This window comes from Georgenia sp. Z1491, from assembly GCF_057652395.1.
This window is the reverse complement of record NZ_CM172729.1, coordinates 1-23,268: the sequence shown is the minus strand read 5'-3', so window position 1 is coordinate 23,268 and position 23,268 is coordinate 1. Positions and strand designations below refer to the sequence as shown.

Here is a 23,268-nt window from a genome sequence, read left to right as displayed (position 1 = left end):
CCGCAGCTCCGTCCGAGGCCCCGACACGGAGGGGTGAAGGTCTTGCGTCGCCGGTCGGCAGCGCGTAACGTTCCAGCGAGAAATCGATTACTTGCCAAGTTGCCAACGGGGGTAGCGTGCAGTCGTCCGACCGGTCGGTCCCCGACACACCTGTGCTGCAGATGTCCGGGATCGCCAAGCGCTTCGGCGGGATCCGTGCCCTCAAGGGCGTGGATCTCGAGGTCCGGGCCGGTGAGGTCATGGCCCTCCTGGGCGAGAACGGCGCGGGCAAGTCGACCCTGATGAACATCCTCGCCGGCGTGCTCCCGCCGGACGCCGGCCGGATCGAGGTCGGCGGGGAGGAGCGGCGGTTCGCGTCACCGTCGGACGCCCAGGCGGCCGGCGTCGCGATGATCCACCAGGAGCTCGACCTCGTCCCCGGCGCGAGCGTGACCGACAACCTCTTCCTCGGCGCGGAGAAGCGCCGCCTCGGCCTGCTCGACCGGCGCGGGATGGAGCGCGAGACCAAGGAGCTCCTCGCGGAGGTCGGTATCCGCATCTCGCCGTCCCGTCACGTGGGCACCATGCGCGTCGGGGAGCAGCAGATGGTGGCGATCGCCAAGGCGCTGCGACTGGACGCCCGGATCCTCGTGATGGACGAGCCCACCTCCGCGCTGTCGGAGACCGAGGTGACCCGGCTGTTCGAGATCATCCCCGGCCTGCGGCGGCGCGGGGTCGCGGTCGTCTTCATCTCGCACCGGATGGACGAGATCGCCCAGATCGCCGACCGCGGCACCGTCATGCGTGACGGCGAGAACGCCGGGACCTTCGACGTCGTCACCACGAGGCCGGCCGAGGTCATCCGCATGATGATCGGCAAGCCGCTCGACCAGGTCTATCCCGACCGGGCCGAGCCGGAGGCGGACGTCCGGCTGCGCCTGCGCGGCCTCCGGCTCGACGGCGGGGTGGACATCTCCCGCAGCGAGCCGAACGGGATCGACCTCGAGGTGCGGCGCGGGGAGGTCCTCGGCCTGGCCGGTCTGCTCGGCGCCGGGCGCAGCGAGCTCCTCGAGGCCGTGTTCGGCCTGGGCGGCGGCCGGCTGCGCGGGGACGTCGAGCTGGACGGCGAGCCGGTCCGCATCCGTTCCCCGCGCGACGCCATGGCCCACGGGATCGGGTTCGTCCCGGAGGACCGGCGGGCCGCCGGCCTCAACATGCACGCCACCGTCGGCGCCAACATCGCCATCAGCGTCCTCGAACGACTCGCCACCCTCGGCTGGCGGTCGAGGTCGAAGGAGCGGCGCGCGGTCACGCGCGCGATCGAGGCGCTGCGCATCAAGACCGGCTCCCAGGACACGATCGTGCGCACCCTGTCCGGCGGCAACCAGCAGAAGGTCGTCTTCGGCCGGAACATGCTGCGCGAGCCGCGCGTCCTGCTGCTCGACGAGCCCACGCGCGGGGTCGACGTCGGGGCCAAGTCCGAGATCTACCGCCTCCTCGCCGAGCTCTCGGCCGACGACGTATCGGTCGTCATGGCCTCCTCGGAGCTGCCGGAGCTCATCGGCGCCTGCGACCGCATCGCCGTGCTCCGCGAAGGCAGGGTCGTCGAGGTCGTGGCCGCCAGGGCCGCCACCGAGGAGTCGCTGCTCGCGGCAGCAGGCATGGAGCACCGCGAGCCCGCGCGCGTGGGCGCGGGTGGGGCGGAGCAGAGCGGCGCCGGCGGTGCCGAACGCGCAGGCCCGAAGGGCGCCGGCGAGCGCGCCACCACGAACGACCGGGACGAGACGGGGGAGACCCAATGAACGGGACGACGACCGCGGAGGGCACGGCTGCGGGGGCGACGACGGCGAGTCCCGTGCCCAAGCGGCGGCGCTTCCAGATCCCGGAGCGGTTCTTCGCGCTCCAGAGCTATGTGGCGCTGCTGCTCGTGTTCGTCGCCGCGATCGTCTTCTCGCCCAGGCGGGGTGGGGAGATCGTCTTCCTGAACAGCGAGAACCTGCTCAACATCGTCCGCGCGACGTCGGAGATCGGCATCATCGCCATCGGGATGACCTTCGTGATCCTCATCGGAGGCATCGACCTGTCCGTCGGATCGGTCCTCGGGCTGGCGGCGACCGGCGTGGCGAGCCTGCTCATGGTCAACCAGATGGGCGTGATCGCCGCGGTCCTCATCATCCTCGCGATCGGCGCGGCGTTCGGGGCCGCGCAGGGTCTGATCACCGCGAGGTTCGGCATCCAGGCGTTCATCGTCACCCTGGCGGGCCTGCAGATCGCCCGCGGCCTGGCGCGGATCTGGTCCGGCGGGCAGGGCATCCCGATCGCCTACGGCGACGGACCCGGCACGGCCCCGGACTCCTTCGCCCTGCTCAACTCCCGCACGTTCAACGGCACCGTGCCGATCCCCGCCCTGATCTTCCTCGCGGTGGCGGTCGTCGCCATCCTTGTCGCCCGGAACACGGTCTTCGGCCGGCACGTCTACGCGATCGGTGGCAACGAGCGCGCCGCCCGCCTGTCGGGCGTCCCGGTGCGGCGCGTCAAGGTCGCGGTGTTCGCCATCGCCGGTCTGCTCGCGGCCCTGGCGGGCATCATCCAGGCCGGGCAGCTCAACCAGGGCAGCCCCAACGCCGGGATCAGCTACGAGCTCGACGCCATCGCGGCGGTCGTCATCGGCGGCACGAGCCTCATGGGCGGTGTGGGCACGGTGGCCGGGACGATCGCGGGCGCCCTGCTCATCGGCATCCTCAAGAACGTCCTCGCCCTCAACAACATCGACTCCAACATCCAGCTGCTCATCACCGGATTCATCATCATCGTCGCGGCGGGCGTCCAGACCTTCCGCGCGCGCTCATAACAGGAGGCAGGACATGACCACCCGACACTTCTTCGCTCGTCGCCGCTGGACGGCCGCCCTCGCGGGCAGCGCGGCCCTCATGCTGACCCTCGCCGCGTGCGGGACCGAGTCCGACGCGCCCGGCGTCGGGGACGACGAGGCCGGTTCCGGGGACGGCGGCGGTGACACCGGCGCGGAGTGCGCCGGGGCCGACGGCGAGTACCTCATCGGCATGAGCCAGGCGAACGTCGCCGAGCCCTACCGGCAGCAGATGGACGACGACATCCGGGCGGCCGCCGAGGAGATCGACCAGTTCGAGGTCGTCTTCGCCGACGCCGCACAGGACAACGCGCAGCAGGTCTCCGACGTCGAGAACTTCCTCACCCAGGGCATCGACCTGCTGATGATCAGCCCCAACGAGGCCGCGCCGCTGACCGACGTGGTCGAGCGCGCCTACAACGAGGGCATCCCGGTGATCGTGCTCGACCGCAGGGTCGAGGGCGAGGCCTTCACCCAGTACATCGGGGCCGACAACTTCGAGATCGGCCGGGCCGCCGGCGAGTACGTCGCTACCGAGCTGCTGACCGACGGCGGGAACGTCGCCGAGCTGGCCGGTCTGCCCGGGTCGACGCCCGCGCAGGAGCGGGCCGAGGGCTTCCGCGAGGGCATCGCCGGCACCGACGGCATCGAGATCATCGCCGAGGGAACCGGCGACTGGCTGCGCGAGCTGGGCCAGAGCCAGGCCGAGGGCATCCTCCAGGCCAACGCGGAGATCGACGTCTTCTACGCCCACAACGACCCGATGGCCGAGGGCGCCTACCTCGCCGCGCAGTCCGCGGGCCGCGAGGGGGAGCTCGAGTTCATCGGTATCGACGGTCTGCCCATCCCGTCCGGCGGTATCCGCGCCGTCGAGGAGGGGCGCCTCTCGGCGACGTTCGTCTACCCGACCGGTGGCGTCGAGGCCGTCGAGACCGCCGAGCAGATCCTCATCGGCTGCGAGGAGGTCGACGTCGAGCAGATCCTCGAGACCCAGCTCGTCACGCAGGACAACGCAGCAGACGTGTACACCGAGCTCGGCGGGGAGTAGGGAGCCGAGGAACGCCGACCGGGAGGGGGGCGCGGGGACCCCTCCCGGCGTGGTCGGGCGAGGATGACACGCCACGCCCGGCCCGGTCCCGCGCCGTACGGCACGGACCCGATCGGCCTCCCGCACGTCCCGGACGGACCGCGCGGTCCTTCGGCATCCGGCAGGGCATCGCCGCCCCGCCAGGCTCGACGAGGAGCCACCGCACCGACGCACACGAGATCGACGCACACCAGATCGCACGACCAGTCACAGCTCCGATCGAGGGGGATCAGACATGTCCGACCAGTCACGCATCAGAGCACGGGGGAGACGACGCGCCGTCCGGGCGGTGGTCGCCGCCGTCGGCACGATCGGCCTGCTCGCGCCGGTCGCGGCCGCCTCCGCCGCACCTGCCGAGCACGCCGTACCTACCGAGAACGCCGCACCGCCGCTCGTCCTGCAGCCCGCGGTCCAGGAGCCGGCGCCCGACCAGGACGACACGTCGTCGTCGACCGGTCCCGTGGGCCGGGGCACCTACGACAGGCTCGACCTGCTCCCGACCCTGACGACCGGCGTCGAGACCCGCCAGTTCTCGAGCTTCGACCGCACCGGCGGCAACGACGACGGTTTCGAGGGCACCTACTCGTGCCTTCGCGAGGACGAGTCGGGCTGCGTGCTCGCGGAGGACACCGGGCCCGGTGAGATCGGCTCGATCTGGTTCACCTGGGACGGCGGCAACGTCTCCGGGGCCGGCAACATCGTCATCGAGCTCGACGGCGAGACGGTCGTCGACGCACCGCTGCAGGAGCTCGTCGACGGCGAGCACGGCGACCCGTTCACCTACCCGCTCGTGGCCAACGCCGACCAGAGCTCCGGCGGTGTCTACATCAAGGTCCCGATGCCCTACCGGGAGTCGATGCGGGTGACGACGACGAACAACCCGTTCTTCTACTACGTCACGCACCGGTCCTTCCCCGACGCCGAGGGCGTGACCACGTTCGACCCGACCGACCCGGCGAGCGACCTCGTCGAGGCTGCGCAGGCCTGGGGCACCGCGGACCCCAAGCCCGCCCACCCCGACGCGACCACGGTCGAGACCGACGTCGCGATCGCCCCGGGCGAGTCCGTCCGGCTCGCCGAGCAGAGCGGCCCGGGCGTGATCGACGAGCTCCGGCTGCAGCTCCCGCAGATCGTCGGGGTACCGCCCGACGGCGACCCGGTCGAGGACGACGGCCGCGCCCACACCGGGACCAGCAGCTTCACCGTGGCGATCGACCCGGACAACGAGGGCGTGCAGCTCACCAGACGCTGGGACCCGCTCTCGGCGAACCAGCACGCGACGATCACCGTCGACGGCGAGCCGGCCGGCGAGTGGGAGCCCGTCCGCGGGGACACGGGACGGTGGACCGACCAGACGGTCGAGCTGCCCGCCGAGCTCACCGCCGGGCAGAGCGAGATCACCGTGGAGAACACGTTCGTCTCGGCCGGGATCGACTTCAACGAGTTCCGCTACTGGGTCGACTCCGTCGTCGACGGCGAGCTCGTGCGGACCGACGAGCTCGACGTCGGCCCGGGGGACGAGGCGCTCGCGAGCGAGGAGGCCCACGGGTACGAGATCACCGACCAGCAGTGGGAGGGCTCGCACCGATACTCCTACCCGCGGGAGATCGACAACGAGGAGGAGATCCTCGCGTCCAACGAGCTGCTCCGTGACGTGCGCGTGCAGATGAGCTTCGACGGCGTACAGACCGTCGACGCCCCGCTGGGCGAGTTCTTCGGCTCGGGCCTCGGCGAGGCCGAGGTGCGCGCGCTCATGTACTCGATGGAGACCGAGGACGACGGCTCGTACTATTCCTGGTGGCCGATGCCGTACGCCGAGTCCGTCACCATCGACCTCGTCAACGGCTCGAGCCAGCCGATCGAGGCGGGCAACGGCTCGGTCACCTCGCACGCGGACCCCGCCGTCGCCGAGCAGCTCACCGGTCCGTCCCCGTCCATCGGCTACTTCCAGGCCGAGAGTCGGATCGGAGAGACCGTCAACGGGCAGGACTGGACGTTCCTCGACACCCAGGGCGTCGGCCGGTTCGTCGGCGTCAACCACACGATGGTCGGGCACATCGAGGAAGGGAACATCCGCAACTACCTCGAGGGCGACGAGCGGGTGTTCGTCGACGGATCGCGCTCGCCGCAGATCCACGGCACCGGCTCGGAGGACTTCTACCACGGCGGCTGGTACTTCAACCGCAACGAGTTCTCCGCACCGCTCAACGGGGCGCCCGCCATGCAGACCGGCATCCTCGACTGCCCGAACCAGTGCGACGCCGCCTACCGGCTCATGCTCGCCGAGGCCGTCAGCTTCGGCTCGGGGATCGAGTTCGGTATCGAGCCCGGCCCGACGGCGAACGAGCCCGGCCTCTACGGCTCCACCGCGTTCTGGTACGGGCACGAGGGCGTGAGCAGCCTGCGGGTCACCGACCGGATCGACGTCGGGAACGCCGAGAGCGAGGACGCCCACGCCTACACCGGCGGCGGCGAGGTGGAGAGCCTCACCTCGACCTTCGAGGGCCGGCACGGACCCAGCCCCGTGACCGAGGACCTGCGCGCGAGCGAGGAGGCCGTGTCCTTCACGGTTGCCGTCGCCGAGGACAACGACGGCGTGTGGCTGCGCCGCACGTCCGACCAGGCCCACGGCTACCAGGCGGTCGAGGTCGCGGTCGACGGCGAGGTCGTCGGCATCTGGCAGCAGCCGCTGGCCAACGAGACGCATCGGTGGTTGGAGGACTCCTTCGTGGTGCCCGCCGCACTCAGCCAGGGCACGGACGGCATCGCCGAGGTCGTCCTCACCCCGGTCGACGGCTCCGCGCCGTGGTCCGCGGCGAGCTACCGGGTCGAGTCGATCGTCGACCCGGTCGCGGACACGACCCCACCCTCCGCCCCGGTCGACCTCGTCGCCGAGGGCCAGGAGTCCAACGCGGTCGAGCTGAGCTGGGGAGCGGCCACCGACGACGTCGGTGTCGCCCACTACGAGATCCACGCCTCCACCGAGGCCGGATTCGAACCCGGTGAGGACACGCTGATCACCACCACCGCGAACCTCGGCCTGAGGCACGACGACCTCGGCCTGGGCGAGCAGTGGTACTACCGGGTCCGCGCCGTCGACGTCGGGGGGAACCCCGGTGAGCTCTCGCCGGAGGTCTCCGCCACGAGCGGCACGAGCATCCATCTCGAGGCCGAGAACCTCGAGGTCCTGGCCAGCGACGCCGACGCCGTCCGGCAGGGCACGTGCTGCGGGGCCGACTGGTCCGCCGGGGCACAGCTGTGGTTCAGGGCCACCGAGGTCGGCCACGCCGTCACCCTCGGAGTCGATATCCCCGAGGACGGGACCTACGACCTCGCCGGTGTCTTCACCCAGGCCGGTGACTACGGGATCGTCGAGATCCTCGTCGACGGTGAGGTCGTCGGCGAGCCCGTCGACGGCTACGGCGCCGAGGGCGTCGGGACGACCGACCCGGTCGTGCTCGGCACGGTGGAGCTCACCGCCGGCAGCCACGAGCTGACGGCGCGCGTGACGGGGCAGAACGCGGAGGCGTCCGGCTACTTCGTCGGGCTGGACTACTTCACGCTCACCGGTGACGACGAGGACCCCGGTGAGCCTGGTGAGCCGGTGCCGCCGTCGGCCGGTCGTGGGTTCTACCTGAACGACGGCTGGGGGATCTGGGCGGATCACGAGTTCAGCTTCGGCCGCCCGGGGGACGAGGTCCTCGTCGGTGACTGGGACGGCGACGGCAGCGACACGCTGGCCGTACGCCGGGGGAACGCGTACTACCTGAGCAACTCGCTGTATGGCGGGGCGGCGGAGGTCGAGCTGACCTACGGGCGTGCTGATGATGCGGTGCTGGTGGGTGACTGGGACGGTGACGGTGCGGATTCGTTCGCGGTGCGTCGCGGGAACAGTTACTTCCTCACCAACTCCCTGACCGGTGGCAATGCGGATGCGGTGCTGGACTACGGCCGCGCCGACGACACCGTGCTGGTGGGTGACTACGACGGCGACGGCGTCGACACGTTCACCGTGCGACGTGGCAACACGTACTACGTGTCCAACAGCCTCAACACGGGCTGGGCGGACAGCGAGCTCGACTACGGCCGGGCGTCGGACGACGTCCTGGTCGGTGACTGGGACGGCGACGCGGCCGACACCTTCGCGGTGCGGCGGGGCAACCTGTACCTGGTGTCGAACTCGCTGACGTCCACGGTGGCTGACACCGAGGTCCGCTACGGCCGGGCCGGGGACGAGGTGTTCGTCGGTGACTGGGACGGCGACGGCTCCGACACCCTGGGAGTCCGCCGCTGACCAGATCCATGTGGCGAGTGAGCGGACTTCTGCTCCACCAGTGAGCGGAGTCCTGCTCCACGGATAGGCGCCGCCCGGATCTCGGTCCGGGCGGCGCTCAGCTATATGGCGGGGCACGCCATTCGCCGTCGTCGTGCCCGTCGCCGGGTCGGTGTGGTCGGTGAGTCAGCGGGGTAACCGTCGAGGCAGTGCACCCGGGGGACTGCCTCGACGGTTACCCGATTGACTGGGCAACGGCGCCTCGGCGCGACACCGGAATCCGCTCCCCAGCGGGCAGAACAGCCCTCACTCGTCACGCGCGACGGACAGAACCGCGCTCAGTCGTCATGCGGTGGGGGTGGGGAGGCCGACGGCCTCGGGACCCTCCTCGATCACGGTGCGCAGCATCGACTCGAGCTCGGCGCGGGTGGCGTCGGCCTCGGTGCGGTCGATCTCCCCGTCGACCACAGCCGCGTCCAGCTGCTCGTCCACGGGCTCCAGGCCCAGCTGCACGAGGTCCTCGGGGTCCACGCCCTGCTCGGTGGCGAGCTCGCCGATTGTCGCCCCGTTCGAGAGCTCGCCGAGCAGCTCGAACGGTGAGAGGTCGAGGAGTTCGAGGCCCTCGAGCGCGGCGTCGATCATGGGCTGCATCGCGTCGGTGAGCGCCTCGACGTCGGCGCTGCCCGCGAGGTCCTCGGGCAGCTGCGCGGCAAGGTCGTCCGGCAGCTGCGCGGCAAGGTCGTCCGGGAGCTGCTCGGCCAGGTCCTCAGGAAGCCGCTCGGCGAGGTCCTCGGGCAGCTGCTCTGCCAGGTCGTCGGGGAGGTGGTCGAGGAGGTCGTCGGGCAGAGCGGGCAGTCCGCCGGGCGGGGTCGTCCCATCGCTCTCTCCTGGGCCGTCGCCCGGTCCGTCGTCGGAGTCCTCGTCCCCGGCACCGCCGGCGTTACCGGCAACCGCCGGCCCGGTCGGAGTGTCCTGCGCGCCGTCGTCCGTGCCCATGGTGGCCGCGACAGCCACGCCGCCGACCCCGACGAGACCGAGCCCGGCAACCGCCGCGACGGTGATGACCTTGTTCCTCATGCTGCTCCCTCGTCGTCGTGCCGGGCCCGCACTGGGGGCGCCGCCCGGCCGATCCTCCGTCTCGACGGTACGCGGGGCGCCGCGGACCGGCAACGAGTTCCGGCCCCGGTACACGACGCGACGCACCGCCCGCCTCGCTCCCGCCGGGCACTCCGCTTCCCTCGCCCTGCGCATCGCCCGTCCTGCTCACAGTTCCGTGCACCACTGCCCGTGCGGGATCCTCCGCAGTGGCGTCCCGCCGACCTAGACTTGGCCCTCGCGCGCCAGGACGCGGCAGCAGGGGCGGACCGCTCGCCCCGGGACCACGAGGGAACGGTGTGACCAGCTCGACGCCGGACGAGACCACCAGTCGGAGCCCCGACGAGCCGTCCGACGTCCCGTCGGACGACTCGCTCGACGACGACGTCATCGCGCTCTCCGGGGCCGACGACGCCGATCGTGGCCGACGTGGGCGCCGTCGTGGTGGCGGTCGGAAGGCCCTCATCGCCTCGCTCGTCATCGTGCTCATCCTCGTGGGCGGCGTGTACGGCGCGCTGCGGTACATCCAGCACCGCATCGACTCGCAGGTGGAGCGCATCCCGGACGTCTTCGAGTCCGTGACCGACCGACCGACGCACGCCGAGCCCGAGGAGGGGGACGGCACCCCGGTCAACTTCCTCGTCCTCGGCTCCGACTCGCGCATCTCGGCGGGCGACGCGTCCGAGTGGCAGGCCGGCGCGCAGCGGACCGACGCGATCATGATCGTCCACCTGTCCGGGGACCGGCGCTCCGCCGTCGTCATGTCGATCCCGCGCGACTCGTGGGTGCCGATCCCTGGTTATGGCGACAACAAGGTCAACGCGGCGTTCTCCTTCGGCGGGCCCTCCCTGATGGTGCAGACCGTCGAGGACCTGACGAACATCCCGATCGACCACTTCGCGGTCACCGACTTCGAGTCGTTCGCGACCCTGACCGACGAGCTCGGCGGCGTCGAGATCCACCTTCCGAACGGCATGCAGGGCACCACCCGGGACGGCCGCACGGTCGACCTGCCGCCCGGCACCCACCTGCTCGACGGCGAGGAGGCGCTCATGTACGCCCGTGACCGGTCGATCCCCGGCGGCGACCTCGGCCGTGTGCAGCGCCAGCAGAACTGGATGCGGGCCATGATGTCCGCCGTATTCCGGGAGAACCTCCTGCGCCGCCCGACCGCGCTGTACGACTTCGCCCAGGTCGTGGCCGGGACCGTGGCGGTGGACGAGCACCTGTCGGTGAGCCAGATGACCACGCTCGGACTCTCGATGCGCGACGTCAGGCCCGACGACGTCACCTTCCTCACCGCGCCGGTGGCCGGCACGGGGTGGAGCCCCGACGGGCGGCAGTCGATCGTCGAGCTGGACATGGCGGCCTTCGACGAGCTCAACGCGGCGATCGCCGAGGACCGCGCGGCGGAGTACCTCGACGAGAACCCCGACGTCGCCGAGCGACTCCAGGAGGAGGTCCGGTAGGGACCCGGCCGGGTCGGCCGGCACCGGCCCCGCCGGGACCGGACCACCGGCCACCGGGCCAGCGACCACCGGACCAGCGACCACCGGACCAGCGACCACCGGGTCAGCGACCACCGGGTCGGCCGACCGGTGGCGCGGCATCCTCCGTGGCGCCGTCGGCCACGAGGGCGTCGACGTGGTCGGCGATCTCGTCGACCCGAGCGTCGGCCTCGTCCTGGCTGAGGGTCCCGTCGGCGACCTCGTCGTCGAGCAGGGTCTCGATGTCGACCAGCAGCGCGTCGACGAGCTCGCTGCCGGCGACGCCCTCGTCATGGGCGATCTCGCCCAGCGTGGCGCCGCCCGCGAGGCGGGCCTCGAGGTCGGCCGGGTCGAGTCCGAGCGTGGTCGCGGCGGTGTCGAGCATCGGGACGGTGCCCGCGGCCTCCGGGGTGCTCCGGGTCGGTGTCGCGTTCACGTGCATGTCGTTCTCCTTGCGAGCCGGGTGCGAGGGGCCCGGTTCGAGCCCGTACGAGAGAATCTCGCTCATCGACCTGGGAGGGGCCTTGCGGGGCGCTGTGCGCGTCCTGCCGGAGTGGTGGGAGTCCGCTGGACGCGGGCACGCAGGGACAACTCAGGGGGCAGAAGTTCGCTCACTCGTCGGGCGGAGCGGGCAGAAGTTCGCTCACTCGTCGGGCGGAGGGGCAGAAGTCCGCTCACTCGTGGGACGGGCGCCGCCAGGTCAGGCTGTGCCGAGGACCTTGTCGGCGATGGCGTCGATCGCCTCGGCCACGGCATCGATCGCGGCCCGGTACTCCTCGGGGCTGCCGCGGTAGGGGTCGGGCACGTCGTCGAGCTCGCGGGGGACCTGCACGCGGTGACGGGAGGCGAGGTCGACGAGCGCCTTGAACCGGGCGGCGGGCGAGGCACCCTCCCCGGCCCGCGCCACGAGGTCGTCCTCGTCCACGTCCTGGGCGAGGCGGGCGAGCTCGCGCAGCGTGAACGACCGGCGCACGAGCGCAGGCGCGGCATCGACGACCGCGGTGCGGTGCTCGCGTGTGGCGGTGAGCACGACGTCGCTCGACGTCGCGATCCGCTCCGTCAGGGCCCGCGCGGCGAAGTCGCCGGTGTCGGTGCCGCGGGCGCTGAGCAGCTCGACCACGGGAGCGTCGATCGGGGCGCCGACGACCGCCTGCACGCCGGCGCTCCTCACCGTGACGCCGGAGCCTGCCCCGAGCCGCTGGCGCAGCAGCCGTTCGGCGGCGGGGGAGCGGCAGATGTTGCCGGTGCAGACCGTGAGGACCTGCAGCACGGCGGTGTCGCCGCCGGGGCGCGTGGCAGTCATGTCCGCTCCGTCAGGAGGCGGCGCGGGTGCGCCGGTTGCGGCGAGGGGCGGACGTGGCGCGGCGCGGGGCTCCCGCGCGCGTGATCGGCTCGGGGCGGGGCGCGTCGTCCTCGGTCAGCGGCTTGTAACCGCCGTACGCGTAGGAGTACCGGCTGTTGGAGCGCGCCACCCGGTTGAGGACGATGCCGAGCACGTGGGTCTCGACCGCCTCGAGCGACTCGAGCGAGTCGGCGAGCTGGCCCTTGTGGATCTGGTCGGCGCCGGCCACGACCAGGGTCCCGCCGGTCATGCCGCTGAGCACCGTGGCGTCGGTGACGGGCAGGATCGGCGGGCTGTCGAGCAGCACCGCGTCGTAGGACTCCGTGGCCTCGGCCAGGAGCGTGCGCATCGACTGCGAGCCCAGCAGCTCGCTCGGGTTCGGCGGGATCTGGCCGGTCGGCAGGATGTCGAGGGACGAGCTCTGCCACGGCTGCACGACGTCCTCGAGCGACGCGCGGCCGATGAGCACGGTCGTCAGGCCGACGCCGCCCTCGAGCCCGAGGTACTCCGCGACCGACGGACGCCGCAGGTCGGCGTCGATGAGCAGCACGCGGGCGCCCGTGTCCGCGAGCGAGGCGGCGAGGTTGATCGCCGTCGTCGACTTGCCCTCGCCCGGCAGGGAGGAGGTGACGACGATCGAGCTCGGGCCGTCGCCGAGGTCGACGAACTGGAGGTTGGTGCGCAGCCGGCGGACGGCCTCCGCCGAGGGCCCGTGCGGCTCGTCGTGGACGAAGACCCGGTCGCGCTCGGCGTTGTCCTTGACCGCGACGGCGGCGATGACGGGCACCTCGGTGAGGCCGGCGATGTCCTCCTCGGTGTGCACGCGGGTGTCCGCGAGGTGCCGGACGAAGGCGGCGCCCAGGCCGAGGAGCAGGCCGAGCACGAGGCCGAGCGCGCCGTTGCGCACGACGTCGGGCGACGACGGCGAGCCCGGGACCTGGGCGGGCGTCATGACGGTGGCCTGGACCGGCGCGGTCTCCCCGCCGTCGGGCGAGGACAGGGCCGCGGAGGTGCTGGCGAGCTGGCCCGCGACCGCGTTGGAGATGCGCGCGGCGTCGTCGGGGCTGGTCGAGGTCGTCGAGACCTCGAGGATGACCGTGTCCTGGGGCACGCTGACGGTGACCATCCCGGCGAGCTCGCCGGCGGACATGTCCAGGCCGAGCTCCTCGATGACGGGCTCGAGGACGAGCGGCGAGGTGGCCACCTCGGCGAAGGACGTCATCTGCCGCTGGGCGAACGTCGAGCCCTGCGCGAGGTCGGAGACGGAGTCGCCGCCCTGCACGGCGAAGAACACCTCGGAGCTCGTCGTGTAGCGCGGTGTGGCCAGCAGGCTGGCGGCGAGCGAGGCGGCGAGGCACAGGAGGGTGACGACCAGGACGATCGGCCACCGTCGGCGTAGGACGGCGACGTAGTCGGTCAGCTCCACAGGTCCACCATTCGTCTCGTTCCGCGCACCGGCGTCCCCACGCGAACCTGAGGGGGTCATGGGACGTGTGATGCATTAGTTGGGGGGGGAGTTGCGAGAGTACTACGGCGCGGCGGTGGTCCTGGGCCGTTTCCTCGGGCGATCCGGTCACTGCGGCGGTGCAATCGGCCGGCCGGGGGCTTCGCAGCAGGTCATGGGTTTGATAACTTCGTGAGGTGGTCCCTGGGATGAGAACTGCGGTCGTCGTCGAGGACGACGCCGACATCAGGTTCCTGTTGGAGACCACCCTTCGGCAGGCGGGGTTCGAGGTGCACGCCGCGGCGACCGGCGTCGAGGGTGTGGAGGCGGTGCGCCGCCACGATCCGCTCGTCACCACCCTCGACATCTCGCTGCCGGACATCGACGGCTTCGAGGTCGCCCGCCAGATCCGCACGTTCTCCTCGACCTACGTCCTCATGCTCACCGGCCGCTCCGACGAGATCGACACCCTGCTCGGGCTCGAGGCCGGCGCCGACGACTACGTCACCAAGCCGTTCCGGCCGCGTGAGGTCCGCGCCCGCATCGAGGCGATGCTGCGCCGGCCCCGCGCGGTCGCCGGTCCGGTGGGCTCGTCGTCGGCGGCGTCCGCCGGCTCGGCACCCGTCGCCGTGTCCGGCGAACCTGCCGCACCACTCCCGCCCCCGACGACGACGAACGGCTCGGCGGAGGGTGCTCCGCGCGAGTCGTCGGCCCCCGCGGCGGGGTCCTCGGCGGAAGGTCCTGCCTCACCGGCGCCCACGTCGCCCCCGGGGGGCGGGCTCCCGGACGCCGACGACGACTCGGTGCTGCGGCACGGCGGGCTGCTCGTGGACGTCGGGGCCCGCCTGACGTCCGTCGACGACGTCGCCGTCCACCTCACGCGCAGCGAGTTCGACATCCTCGTCGCGCTCGTGGGGGCCGGTCGACGGGTCGTCGAGAAGGACAGCCTGGTGCGCGCCGCGTGGGGCGACGCCGACGATCACGCGCGGTACGTCACCGACCCCGACCGCCGCGCCGTCGAGGTGCACATCGCGAACCTGCGCCGCAAGCTCGGTGACGGAGCATCGGCGCCCCGGTTCATCGAGACGGTCCGGGGTGTCGGCTACCGGATGGCGGCCGTTCGGTGACGGAGCGGACGTAGCGGCTGCCGCGGATCGGTCGGCGGTCAGCAGACGCAGCGGACGGACCGGGTGTCGAGCTCGTCCGCCGACCGGCGCGCGAGGTCGTCGAGCCGTGCGAGCGCCGGCCCCCTTGAGGTGCGGCCCGCCCGCGACGGGACGCCGTCCGGCGGCGGTAGGTCCCGGGCGGCCTCGGCGAGGGCGTCGGCGCCGAGCATCGCCGCCGAGCAGGCGAGGCTGAGGACGGCGACCTGGAGCTCGTCGGTGTCGGATGCGCGTCGGATGCGGGCCAGCCGCTCGTCGAGCATGGCGAGGAATCGGGCGACCAGCTCGTCCGTGGCCTCCTGACCGATGTCCTCGGCGAGCGCGAGCAGCGTGGATCGGTCGAGGACCGCGCGGTCGCCCTCCGTCATCGCGCGGCACCGGCGGACGATCGCGCGTGCGCCCCGCTCTCGCTCTCGACGCCGCTGGCGTCGGTGGTGGCCGCCTCGGCGCCGGCGCCCGTGCTCGCCGCGGAGCCGCCGTCCTCGACGTCGAGGGCCGGATCCTCGCCCGCCGCGCCCCCGTGCCGGCGAGCTCCGCGGACGGCGCCGAGGACCTGGACGGCCGCGTAGGTGAGCAGGGCGGCCGCGGCGACGATCGCGCCCGCGGCCTTCTGCCCGCCGTCGAGGGCCGTGGCGACATAGCCGGCGTAGGGGACGTGGTAGCGGACCTCGCCGCGGATCTGGGTGGCGGTGACGTCCCACGCGTCGACGGCGCCGTTCGCGTCACCCTGCGTGACGAAGCCGACCCCGTTCGAGGAGTCATGCCGCTCGACGATCCGGTGGGTGACCAGCGTCGGGTCGTTCGGGTAGGGCATGACGGTGATGACGTCGCCGACCTCGAGCTCGCGGGCGTCCGCCTCGCCGTCGACCTCCTCCACGACGACCTGGCTACCGGTGGGGATCGTCGGCTCCATCGAGCCGGTGAGGATCGTCAGCGGTACCCAGCCCATGATCCGGGGGACCACGACGAGTGCGCCGAGCAGGGCGAGGATCGCGACGAGCGCGAGGCCGGCGAGGGCGCGGCCGAGGTGGCGGACGGACATGGTGGGCTCCTTGGGCGTGGCGTGGCGTGTGCGGGGTGGCGGGGAGGGCCCGAGGTGCTCACCTGCGGGTGATGGTGCCGCCGTGCTGGGGCGATATCGTGACGGCGATCTGGGTGCTCGCGACGGCGCTGCCGTCCGGCAGGACCGCGACGACGCGGAGCCAGCCGGTGCTGCCGCTCCGCGTGAACTCGCTGCGAATGTCCTGCCACCTGATCTCGACGGTGCGGGCGGTGCCACTGATCGAGGTCCGGAGCATCGGCTGCCAGTTCGACGTGGCGACGCGGTACTCGACCCGCCACTCGGCGACGGGGGCCGTGCTCGGCGCGCCGCTGGCGGAGTCGGCCCAGGTCCAGTCGAGGTGAATCCACTTCCCGTTGGTGTGCGGACGGCTGTCGAGGGAGCCGACCTCAGGCAGGGCCGGCAGCGCGGCGGGTACGTCCTGAGTGGTCGACCAGCTCTGTGCGGCCGTCCAGGTGCCGTCGCCGGCCTGGGTGGCGGTGATCGCGGTCGTCACGGCCAGGGACACGCCCGCGTGGCTCGCCCGCAGGGTGTCGCCGGGGACGAGCGTGACGCACAGGGTCTGCGTGCCGCTGAGGGCGGCGCCACCGGTGACGGGGAAGCTCGTCCCCGCGGCGGTCGGTGTCGCGCTGAAGAGCGGTGCGCCGGAGACCGTGCACGACGTGCCGCCCGCCGTGCGGTACTCGATGCGGGAGCCGGCCAGCTGGGTGCCGGTGAGCGGGACCCCGCCGGCGGTCACGGTGACGGACGTCGGCGCCCAGGTGCTCGCGGCCGTCCCGCCGGGCGTGACGACGGCGGATCCGGTGACCCCGCCCGTGACGGCGAGGGAGAGCGAGCCCGTGGTCCCGGTGGGGGCGGAGACCTCGACCGAATCGCTCCACGCGGCCGTCGTGCCGCCCGAGGGCTGCAGGACCACCACGGCGACGACGGCGACGAGCGCCGCGACCAGCGCACGCACCAGGTGGGGGCGGGGGCGTGAGTGCGTGGTGGTCGCGGCGCTCATCGGTTCTCCTTCGGGCAGGTTCGGGTAGCTCGGTGAGCTCACGGCTGCTGGACGAGGGTCCAGCGCAGGCCCCCGGGGGTGACGGTCTGGTTCTGGAGCTGGGAACCCCACCAGTTCGACCGGTCCGCGGCGCGCGCCCGGCCGTCCGTGGTGGCGGGGACGGTCCACGAGACGGTGGCGGTCGCCGTGGCGCCGTCGCCGGTCTCGGTGACGCGGAACGCGTGGGACCCGGCGCCGGGCAGCGAGCTGGTGGTGGAGATCCGGGGGGTCCACTGCCGGGCGACGCCGCCGACGGTCATCACCAGGCCGGCGCTGTCGAGCTCGAGGCGGGCGCCGAGGGTGTCGCCCGCGGCGTGGACGCGGACGGTCGAGGTCATCGTGATCGTGTCGCCGGGGTTGACCCGGGTGGAGGCGAGCGGAGTGGCGGTGGGGCTGCCCGGCCGCGCGACGACGACGCTCTGGGACACCGCCTCGACCTCGAGGGGGCCCGACTCGATCGTGGCGCCAGCGCTCGTGACCGAGTCGGTCCACGAGGCGGCGGTGCCGCCCGAGCCCGAGAGGAGGACGACGCCGAGCGCCGCTGCGATCGCCGCGCGGCCGAGCCGGGGGGTGCTCATCGTCGTCGTCCTCCTCTCAGGGGTTCAGGGGGTGTCCGGTCCGGGGTGCGTCAGCCGGCGACGGGGGGCTGCTCGACGCGGGGCTGCGCGACGGTGACCGTGAGGTCCTGGACGTCGACCGAGCCTCCCTGCGCGTAGGTGCCGTCGGCGGCGAACGGAAGCTCGACCCTGATGTCGAGCGTCTGCTCGCCGACGTTCGTCGGGATCTCGGCGGTCGGGCCCTCGGGACCGGGTGCGACCTGGAGCTCCTGGCCGTCGATCGTGAGCGTCATGGTGGCGGAGCGGGTGAGTGCCTCGATGAGCTCGCTGTCGCCGGAGAGTGCCGGGATGTTGGTCGAGACCTCGGCGGCGAGCCCGTCGCCCTCGGCGTCGATGGTCATCGAGTGGGTGTAGATGAGGGTGGTGCCCGGGACGATGAGGTAGTCGTCGAGCTGGACCGAGTTGCCCGCGCCGTCCGTCCACGCGCCGTCGTCGTTCGACTCGATGTCGAGCACGCCGGAGCTGATGGGGGCGCCGGCGCTGGCGGAGGCGGAGTCGCGCCACTCGGCGAACGAGGCACCGCCACCGGCGAGGAGGGCGATGGCGGCGACGCCGGCGGCGACACCCTTCCAGGTCTTCGAGCGGGAGGAGGCGGGGGCGGTGGAGCGCGACATGGCGGGGGCCTTTCGAGAAGGGGGTCAGCCCGGCCTGTCCGGGCTGCTGGGAAGAGATTCCCCCGCGCCCCTCAGCGCCCGCCCACGGCCACCGTTCGGTTCCCTCAGGTTCTCCTCAGGATTCCCGGGCGCCTCGGTCCCGTGCGGCGCCGATGCTGCGGCCGACAGCCCCGAGGCTCGCCTCGCCCTCCTCGCGCGTGGCGACGCGGACCCGGTTGCCGCCGTCGCCGGCCGCCGCGGCCGCGCTGTCCCGGCTGACCTGAGCGAGGTCGTCCAGGTCGTACCCGGCCGTGTCGTCGCAGGCCACGCCGATGCTCAGGCGGAGCCTGAGGTGCCCGTCGTCGACCTCGAGCGCGACGTCGGTCAGCTCCCGGCGCACCTGCTCGGCCCAGGTGCGCGCCTCGGCCTGCGCGCGACCCGGCAGCAGGACGTCGAACCCCGCCCGGTGGCGCTCGCGTCCGATGAGCGAGAGCGGCGGGACCAGCCGGCGCACGACCTCACCGAGCACGGCGACGGCGCGTTCGGCGAGCACGGTGTCGAACGCCGTCCGGAGGCGCTCGTGGTCGTCGAGGTCGAGCGTGACCATGGACACGGGTCGGTGCGCCTCGCGGTGCTCGGCGACCGCCGTGACCGCGCGCGGCCGGAAGCTCGCCACCGTCCGGGCGCCCGTCATCGGGTCGTAGGCGGCATCCTCCTCGCGTGCGCGGCGGCCGTCCTCGGCCCGCATGCTCACCATGCAGAACGCCGCGCAGGTGATGAGGACGATGATGACCAGGGACGACGTCGTGGTACCTGCCCACAGCTCGAAGATCTCGGAGTCCGGCCCGTGGGTGAGGAGCAGCACGAGGCGGCCCGCGTAGAAGGCGGACACGACGGCGAGCACGCCCGCGAGGACGCGCACGACGAGGGAGCGGAGTCGGGGGGTGCGGAGGAGCGCGATGCAGGCCGCGAGTGCTCCGAGGGAGGTCCCGGCGAGCATCGCCCATGCGCCGCCCCACGCCCCGGCGCCCTGCCCCGCGACGAGGGCCGCGAGGACGACGAGCCCCGACGCGGCAAGCGAGACCCCGACGAGCGGTCGCCGGCCCGTCCAGGCGCGCACGCCGTTCCACATGAGCAGGGTCGTGAGGGCGACGCCGGCGTTGCCGATCGCGTTCGCCCACCACGTGCCGGGAGTGGCGGCGGCTGCGACGTAGGCGACCGCCCCGGTGATGGCGGCGGCGAAGGCGCCGCCCCAGATCCGGTCGACCGCGTCCTCGCCCCGGCCGCGCGCGTCGACGACGAACAGGATCGTCACGGTCATGATGACGAGCCCGGTCGTGGCCTGGAGCGTGAAGGGGTCCAGGGTCATCGGGCGCCCGCCGCGGGGAGGCTGACGTGGACGGTGGTGCCCTCGCCCAGCCGGCTGTCCAGCTCGATCGTCCCGCCGATCGCCTCGACGAGCCCCTTGGTGATGTGGAGGCCGAGCCCGGTGCCCTGGACGGGTCCCTGCCGCACGGCCGGTGCCCGGTAGAACCTGGAGAAGAGGCGGATGCGGTCGCCGGCCGAGATGCCGATGCCGGTGTCCGCGACCTCGAGATGCACGTGCTCGGGGTCGCGCCAGGTCTCGACCCGCACGTGGTCGTCCGGGCGGGAGTACTTGATCGCGTTGGAGACGAGGTTGTCGACGATCTGGGTGAGTCGGGTGTCGTTGGCCTCGACGTCGCAGGGTGCCTCGGCGTGCACCGTGACCGTCACCTGCCCGTCCCTGGCGCGCGGCGTCTGGCTCTCGACGACGTCGCGGACCACCGCCGAGAGGTCGACCAGGCCGGCCGGCGCGGGAGTCGCCTCGGCGCTCTCCCTGGCGGCGACCAGGAGGTTGGAGATGAGCAGCTCGAGCCGTTCGGCGTTGCGCACGGCGACCTCGAGCCGGGCGCGGGCCTCGTCCGGCAGGTCCGGGTCGTCGATCGCGAGGTCGAGGTAGCCGAGGATCGAGGTCAGCGGCGTGCGCAGCTCGTGGGTGACGGAGGAGACGAAGTCGTCCCGCTGGGCGAGCGCCGCCATCTCCTTGGTGAGGTCCTGGTAGACGACGACGGATCCGGCGTGCTCGCCGTGCTCGTCGGTGAGCCGGGCGGCGGAGACCCGCTGTGCGGACCGAGGCTCGTCGGCGCCCCACCAGACGATCTCCCGCACGAGACGCTCGCCGCGGTGCACGCGCACGCTGGGGAGCTGCTCGGCCCGGAGCTCGGTGGTGCCGTCCGCCGCGCGGACACGGCCGACGCTGCGGGCCCGCGCGGCCGGGTCGTCGACGAGCTCACCGACGGCGGGGACCGGCGCGTCCTGCTCGACCAGGGTGCGGTTGCGGAGCGTGACCCTGCCGGCCGCGTCGAGGGCGAGCACGCCGACGTCGACGGTGTTGAGGACGGCCTCGAGCAGGCGGCGCTGGGAGCGTGAGTCCGCCAGGGCGTCCTCGACGACCTGGCTCTGCGCGGACACGAGCTCGAGCCGTGCGGCGGCGCGCCGTTCGGACCCTGCGACGACGATCGCCGCCGAGGCCAGCACGGCGGGCACGAGGACGAGCCGCTGCAGCGTGACGCCGTCGACCGTGAGCTTGCCGGTAGAGGTGAGGAGGTCCCGGATCTCGGGCGACCAGGCGGCGAGGACGCCGAGCGCGATCGCCGGGACCACGCCGACGCGGGGGAACGTGCGTGCCAGCACCATGACGGGCAGCACGAGCGTCGAGGAGACGATGAGCGAGTCGGTGAGCAGGAGCGCGACCGCGAGGATGTCGAGCACGGGGACGGTGGCGACCGCCCACCGCGGCAGGCGGTGCCACGGCATCGCGACGGCCGCGGTCGTCGCCGCGATGACGACGAGGAAGGCGGCGAAGGTGCGGTCCCGGGTGAGGAGCTCGGCATCCGTGGCCACGTGGACCAGGGCGACGACGATGACGACGACGACGAACGGCAGCTGCCGGACCAGCGGCGAGGACCTGCGGTGACCGGACCGCTTCGACGCGCCGCGCCCCGGGTCGTCCGCGGGCGCGCCGGAGACGGCCCACGGGCGGTTCCGCTGGGGTTCCGCAGCCGGTCCGCCGGCCGGTCGTCGTCCCTCGTCGTCGGGGGCGAGGACGGGGGCCATGGGGCGACCCTATGCGCCGCGGCGCCCCCCGGGCGGTCGTTCCGACGTCGACCGGGACGCCCGTCGTCCGGACGCGCTCGTGGGATGCCTGGTGCGGGGACGCGCACGTGGGGCGCCCGACCCCGGTCGCGGTCGGGCGCCCCACGTGGTGGGCCGGTCGGTCGCTCAGCCCTGGGTCGGGCCCCCCGGCATGCTGGGGGCGCCGCCCGGGACCGTCGGGTCGGCGTCGAGCCTGCGCTCCGCCTTGCCGAGGGTGCGGGCGGCGGCGTCGCGGCCGCCGAGGCCGAAGGCCAGGGCCGCGGCGAGCGCACCGCCGACGACGACGGCGCCGAACGCCAGGTTGACGATCGACTCGGCGATACCCATGTAGCTCAGGCCCATCGCGGCGAACAGGGCGACGGTGGCCCAGTAGACGATCTGGCCGGGCGTCCCACGACCGATGGCCCGGCGCAGGAGCGTGGCGACGAGCACGCCGACGGCGACGAACGCGGCGCCGAAGAGGATGCGTCCGCCGACGGCGATGATCTCCTCGAGGAACGCGGTGATCTCCGGGAAGCCGAGCATGCGGGTCGCCATGATCGCGAAGAACACGACGATGGCCACCTTGACCGCCGTGGCGATGATGCTCGAGGCCCGACGGCCCTCGGGGACGATGCCCTGCTCGACCGCGACGCGGTCGATGCTGAGGCCGGCGAGCGTCGACTCGAGGAGCTGGCCGACGAACTTCGCGATGACCCAGCCGAGGACGAGGAGGACCGCGGCGGCGAGGACGTTCGGGATCGCGTCGAGGAAGGTCTGCAGCATCGAGGTGGCCGGGTCGGAGATCGCGGAGATCCCGAGGATCTGCAGCGCCGAGATCGCGACGACGACGAGCACGACGGCGAACGCCAGGTTCGCGAGGACGTTCGTCAGGCTGGCCGGCTGCTGACCCGGCTGCTGACCCGGGTGCGGACCGTCCTGCGGCTGGTGCGGTGCGTAGGGCTGGCCGGGAGCGCCCTGCGCGTGCGGGGCGCCGGGCGCGACCTGTGCGCCCGCGGGGGCGCCGGCCTGCGCGGCGGCGGGTGCCCCCGTCCGGCGGGCGGAGCCGACCGCGCCGCCGCTCAGGCGGGCGACACGCTCGTCGAGGCCCGCGGAGTGCAGCGCGGTGCCGACGAGCTGGCGGACGATCCGGGCGAGCACGAGACCGATGAAGAACACCACTCCCGCACCGATGACGTTGGGCAGGTAGGAGAGGATCGTGTCGAGCATCCCCTGGATCGGCGAGAGGACCTGCTCCAGGCGGAAGACCTGCAGGATGGCGATGAGGCCGAACATCCAGATGAGGAGCGAGGCGATCTGTCCGATCGCGCTCCCGATGCTCTGGCCGTCACGTCCCGTGCGCTGGAGCGCGGGGATGCGCACCACGAGCTTCTCGATGAGGGTCTTGACGGCCTTCGCCACGATCCAGGTGACCAGCAGGATGACAAGGGCGACGACCACCTTCTCCAGCAGCCCCACCCAGTCGTAGTTCCGTAGTTCGTCCATGTCGCTGCGCTCGCTTCCACATCATTGAGTCATAACGGACGCTGAACAACGTAGCGACACGATGCACACATGGGAAGGCCAGGAGTTGACCAGTTCCTGACGCGGTCATGGATCGCAGGCGTGGTGCGACCGCGTCACACGGTCAGCGAGCGGGACTCAGCAGCTCGAGGACCGCCCGGACGTCGCCGACCGGAAGCTGTCCGGGGGCCGAGGTCGCGCCGGCGCTCGCGAACGTGGCCGCAGAGCCGTAGCGGCCCCCGACGAGCCTGCTCGGCGCCCCGAGGTCGCCCATCGCCATCGTGATCAGGGGGACGCGCGCGTCCTGTGCCCGCTCGGCGGTGGCCCCCAGGAGGGTGAGGACGTCGTCGGAGGAGTGCGGCATGACGGCGATCTTCGCGACATCGGCGCCGGCCTCCTCCATCGCCGCGAGCCGGTCGACGATCTCCACGCGGGTCGGCGTGCGGTCGAAGTCGTGGTGGGACAGGACGACCGCGGGGCGGGTGGGCGCTCCCGGCGCAGCGTCCGTGCCTGCGGTGGGCGCGGCGGCAGGGCCCC

19 protein-coding genes are annotated in these 23,268 nt (G+C 72.8%); 6 read left to right on the top strand and 13 right to left on the bottom strand.

The genetic code is table 11. The features are described from left to right. The first annotated feature begins 116 nt into the window (after positions 1-116). From AC24HA_RS00095 to AC24HA_RS00080, 4 genes are all read left to right on the top strand, one after another. Positions 117-1,781: a sugar ABC transporter ATP-binding protein gene (locus AC24HA_RS00095; RefSeq protein WP_425707520.1), complete on the top strand. Its 1,665-nt coding sequence runs from the start codon at positions 117-119 to the stop codon at positions 1,779-1,781. Continuing rightward, a complete protein-coding gene (locus tag AC24HA_RS00090; RefSeq protein WP_425707521.1) occupies positions 1,778-2,830 on the top strand; it encodes an ABC transporter permease in 1,053 nt (350 codons plus the stop codon). The genes AC24HA_RS00095 and AC24HA_RS00090 overlap by 4 nt, the downstream gene beginning before the upstream one ends. Positions 2,831-2,843: 13 nt before the next feature. Beyond that, the gene (locus AC24HA_RS00085; protein ID WP_425707522.1) at positions 2,844-3,896 is read left to right on the top strand and encodes a substrate-binding domain-containing protein; all 1,053 of its coding nucleotides are present in this window, start codon (positions 2,844-2,846) and stop codon (positions 3,894-3,896) included. A 274-nt stretch (positions 3,897-4,170) separates the two neighbouring features. Continuing rightward, the gene (locus AC24HA_RS00080) at positions 4,171-8,229 is read left to right on the top strand and encodes a glycoside hydrolase family 172 protein (RefSeq protein WP_425707523.1); all 4,059 of its coding nucleotides are present in this window, start codon (positions 4,171-4,173) and stop codon (positions 8,227-8,229) included. A gap of 324 nt (positions 8,230-8,553) precedes the next feature. Here AC24HA_RS00080 and AC24HA_RS00075 read toward each other — a convergent pair whose 3' ends face one another. Further along, positions 8,554-9,285, bottom strand: coding sequence for a hypothetical protein (locus AC24HA_RS00075; protein ID WP_425707524.1), 732 nt, complete (start codon positions 9,283-9,285; stop codon positions 8,554-8,556). Between the two features lie 317 nt (positions 9,286-9,602). Here AC24HA_RS00075 and AC24HA_RS00070 point away from each other — a divergent pair, with 317 nt between their 5' ends. After that, positions 9,603-10,772: an LCP family protein gene (locus AC24HA_RS00070; protein WP_425707525.1), complete on the top strand. Its 1,170-nt coding sequence runs from the start codon at positions 9,603-9,605 to the stop codon at positions 10,770-10,772. Between the two features lie 103 nt (positions 10,773-10,875). On the opposite strand, the gene AC24HA_RS00065 is transcribed toward AC24HA_RS00070, so the two are convergent. The 3 genes from AC24HA_RS00065 to AC24HA_RS00055 form a co-directional block, all read right to left on the bottom strand. Further along, on the bottom strand, positions 10,876-11,232 hold the full coding sequence (locus tag AC24HA_RS00065) for a hypothetical protein (RefSeq protein WP_425707526.1): 357 nt from the start codon (positions 11,230-11,232) through the stop codon (positions 10,876-10,878). A gap of 258 nt (positions 11,233-11,490) precedes the next feature. Next, the gene (locus tag AC24HA_RS00060; protein WP_425707527.1) at positions 11,491-12,093 is read right to left on the bottom strand and encodes an arsenate reductase/protein-tyrosine-phosphatase family protein; all 603 of its coding nucleotides are present in this window, start codon (positions 12,091-12,093) and stop codon (positions 11,491-11,493) included. A 10-nt stretch (positions 12,094-12,103) separates the two neighbouring features. Next, the gene (locus AC24HA_RS00055; protein WP_425707528.1) at positions 12,104-13,558 is read right to left on the bottom strand and encodes a tyrosine-protein kinase domain-containing protein; all 1,455 of its coding nucleotides are present in this window, start codon (positions 13,556-13,558) and stop codon (positions 12,104-12,106) included. Positions 13,559-13,785: 227 nt separating this feature from the next. Here AC24HA_RS00055 and AC24HA_RS00050 point away from each other — a divergent pair, with 227 nt between their 5' ends. Beyond that, positions 13,786-14,703, top strand: a complete 918-nt coding sequence (locus tag AC24HA_RS00050) for a response regulator transcription factor (protein WP_425707529.1) — start codon at positions 13,786-13,788, stop codon at positions 14,701-14,703. 38 nt (positions 14,704-14,741) lie between these two features. On the opposite strand, the gene AC24HA_RS00045 is transcribed toward AC24HA_RS00050, so the two are convergent. The 9 genes from AC24HA_RS00045 to AC24HA_RS00005 form a co-directional block, all read right to left on the bottom strand. After that, positions 14,742-15,107, bottom strand: coding sequence for a hypothetical protein (locus AC24HA_RS00045; protein ID WP_425707530.1), 366 nt, complete (start codon positions 15,105-15,107; stop codon positions 14,742-14,744). Further along, a complete protein-coding gene (locus tag AC24HA_RS00040; protein ID WP_425707531.1) occupies positions 15,104-15,781 on the bottom strand; it encodes a signal peptidase I in 678 nt (225 codons plus the stop codon). Before AC24HA_RS00040 ends, AC24HA_RS00045 begins: the two co-directional genes overlap by 4 nt. 58 nt (positions 15,782-15,839) lie before the next feature. Further along, positions 15,840-16,802, bottom strand: coding sequence for a SipW-dependent-type signal peptide-containing protein (locus tag AC24HA_RS00035; RefSeq protein WP_425707532.1), 963 nt, complete (start codon positions 16,800-16,802; stop codon positions 15,840-15,842). Between the two features lie 38 nt (positions 16,803-16,840). Then, positions 16,841-17,419: an alternate-type signal peptide domain-containing protein gene (locus AC24HA_RS00030; RefSeq protein ID WP_425707533.1), complete on the bottom strand. Its 579-nt coding sequence runs from the start codon at positions 17,417-17,419 to the stop codon at positions 16,841-16,843. Between the two features lie 50 nt (positions 17,420-17,469). Further along, complete coding sequence (locus AC24HA_RS00025; protein ID WP_425707534.1) at positions 17,470-18,072, bottom strand: alternate-type signal peptide domain-containing protein; 603 nt, start codon at positions 18,070-18,072, stop codon at positions 17,470-17,472. A gap of 115 nt (positions 18,073-18,187) precedes the next feature. Beyond that, on the bottom strand, positions 18,188-19,420 hold the full coding sequence (locus AC24HA_RS00020) for a GGDEF domain-containing protein (RefSeq protein ID WP_425707535.1): 1,233 nt from the start codon (positions 19,418-19,420) through the stop codon (positions 18,188-18,190). Continuing rightward, positions 19,417-21,189 (bottom strand): sensor histidine kinase, encoded by a 1,773-nt coding sequence (locus AC24HA_RS00015; protein ID WP_425707536.1) that lies wholly within the window; start codon positions 21,187-21,189, stop codon positions 19,417-19,419. The genes AC24HA_RS00020 and AC24HA_RS00015 overlap by 4 nt, the downstream gene beginning before the upstream one ends. Positions 21,190-21,354: 165 nt before the next feature. After that, complete coding sequence (locus AC24HA_RS00010) at positions 21,355-22,713, bottom strand: mechanosensitive ion channel (protein ID WP_425707537.1); 1,359 nt, start codon at positions 22,711-22,713, stop codon at positions 21,355-21,357. Between the two features lie 142 nt (positions 22,714-22,855). Continuing rightward, positions 22,856-23,161, bottom strand: coding sequence for a type I 3-dehydroquinate dehydratase (locus AC24HA_RS00005; RefSeq protein WP_487563551.1), 306 nt, complete (start codon positions 23,159-23,161; stop codon positions 22,856-22,858). Positions 23,162-23,268 lie beyond the last annotated feature (107 nt).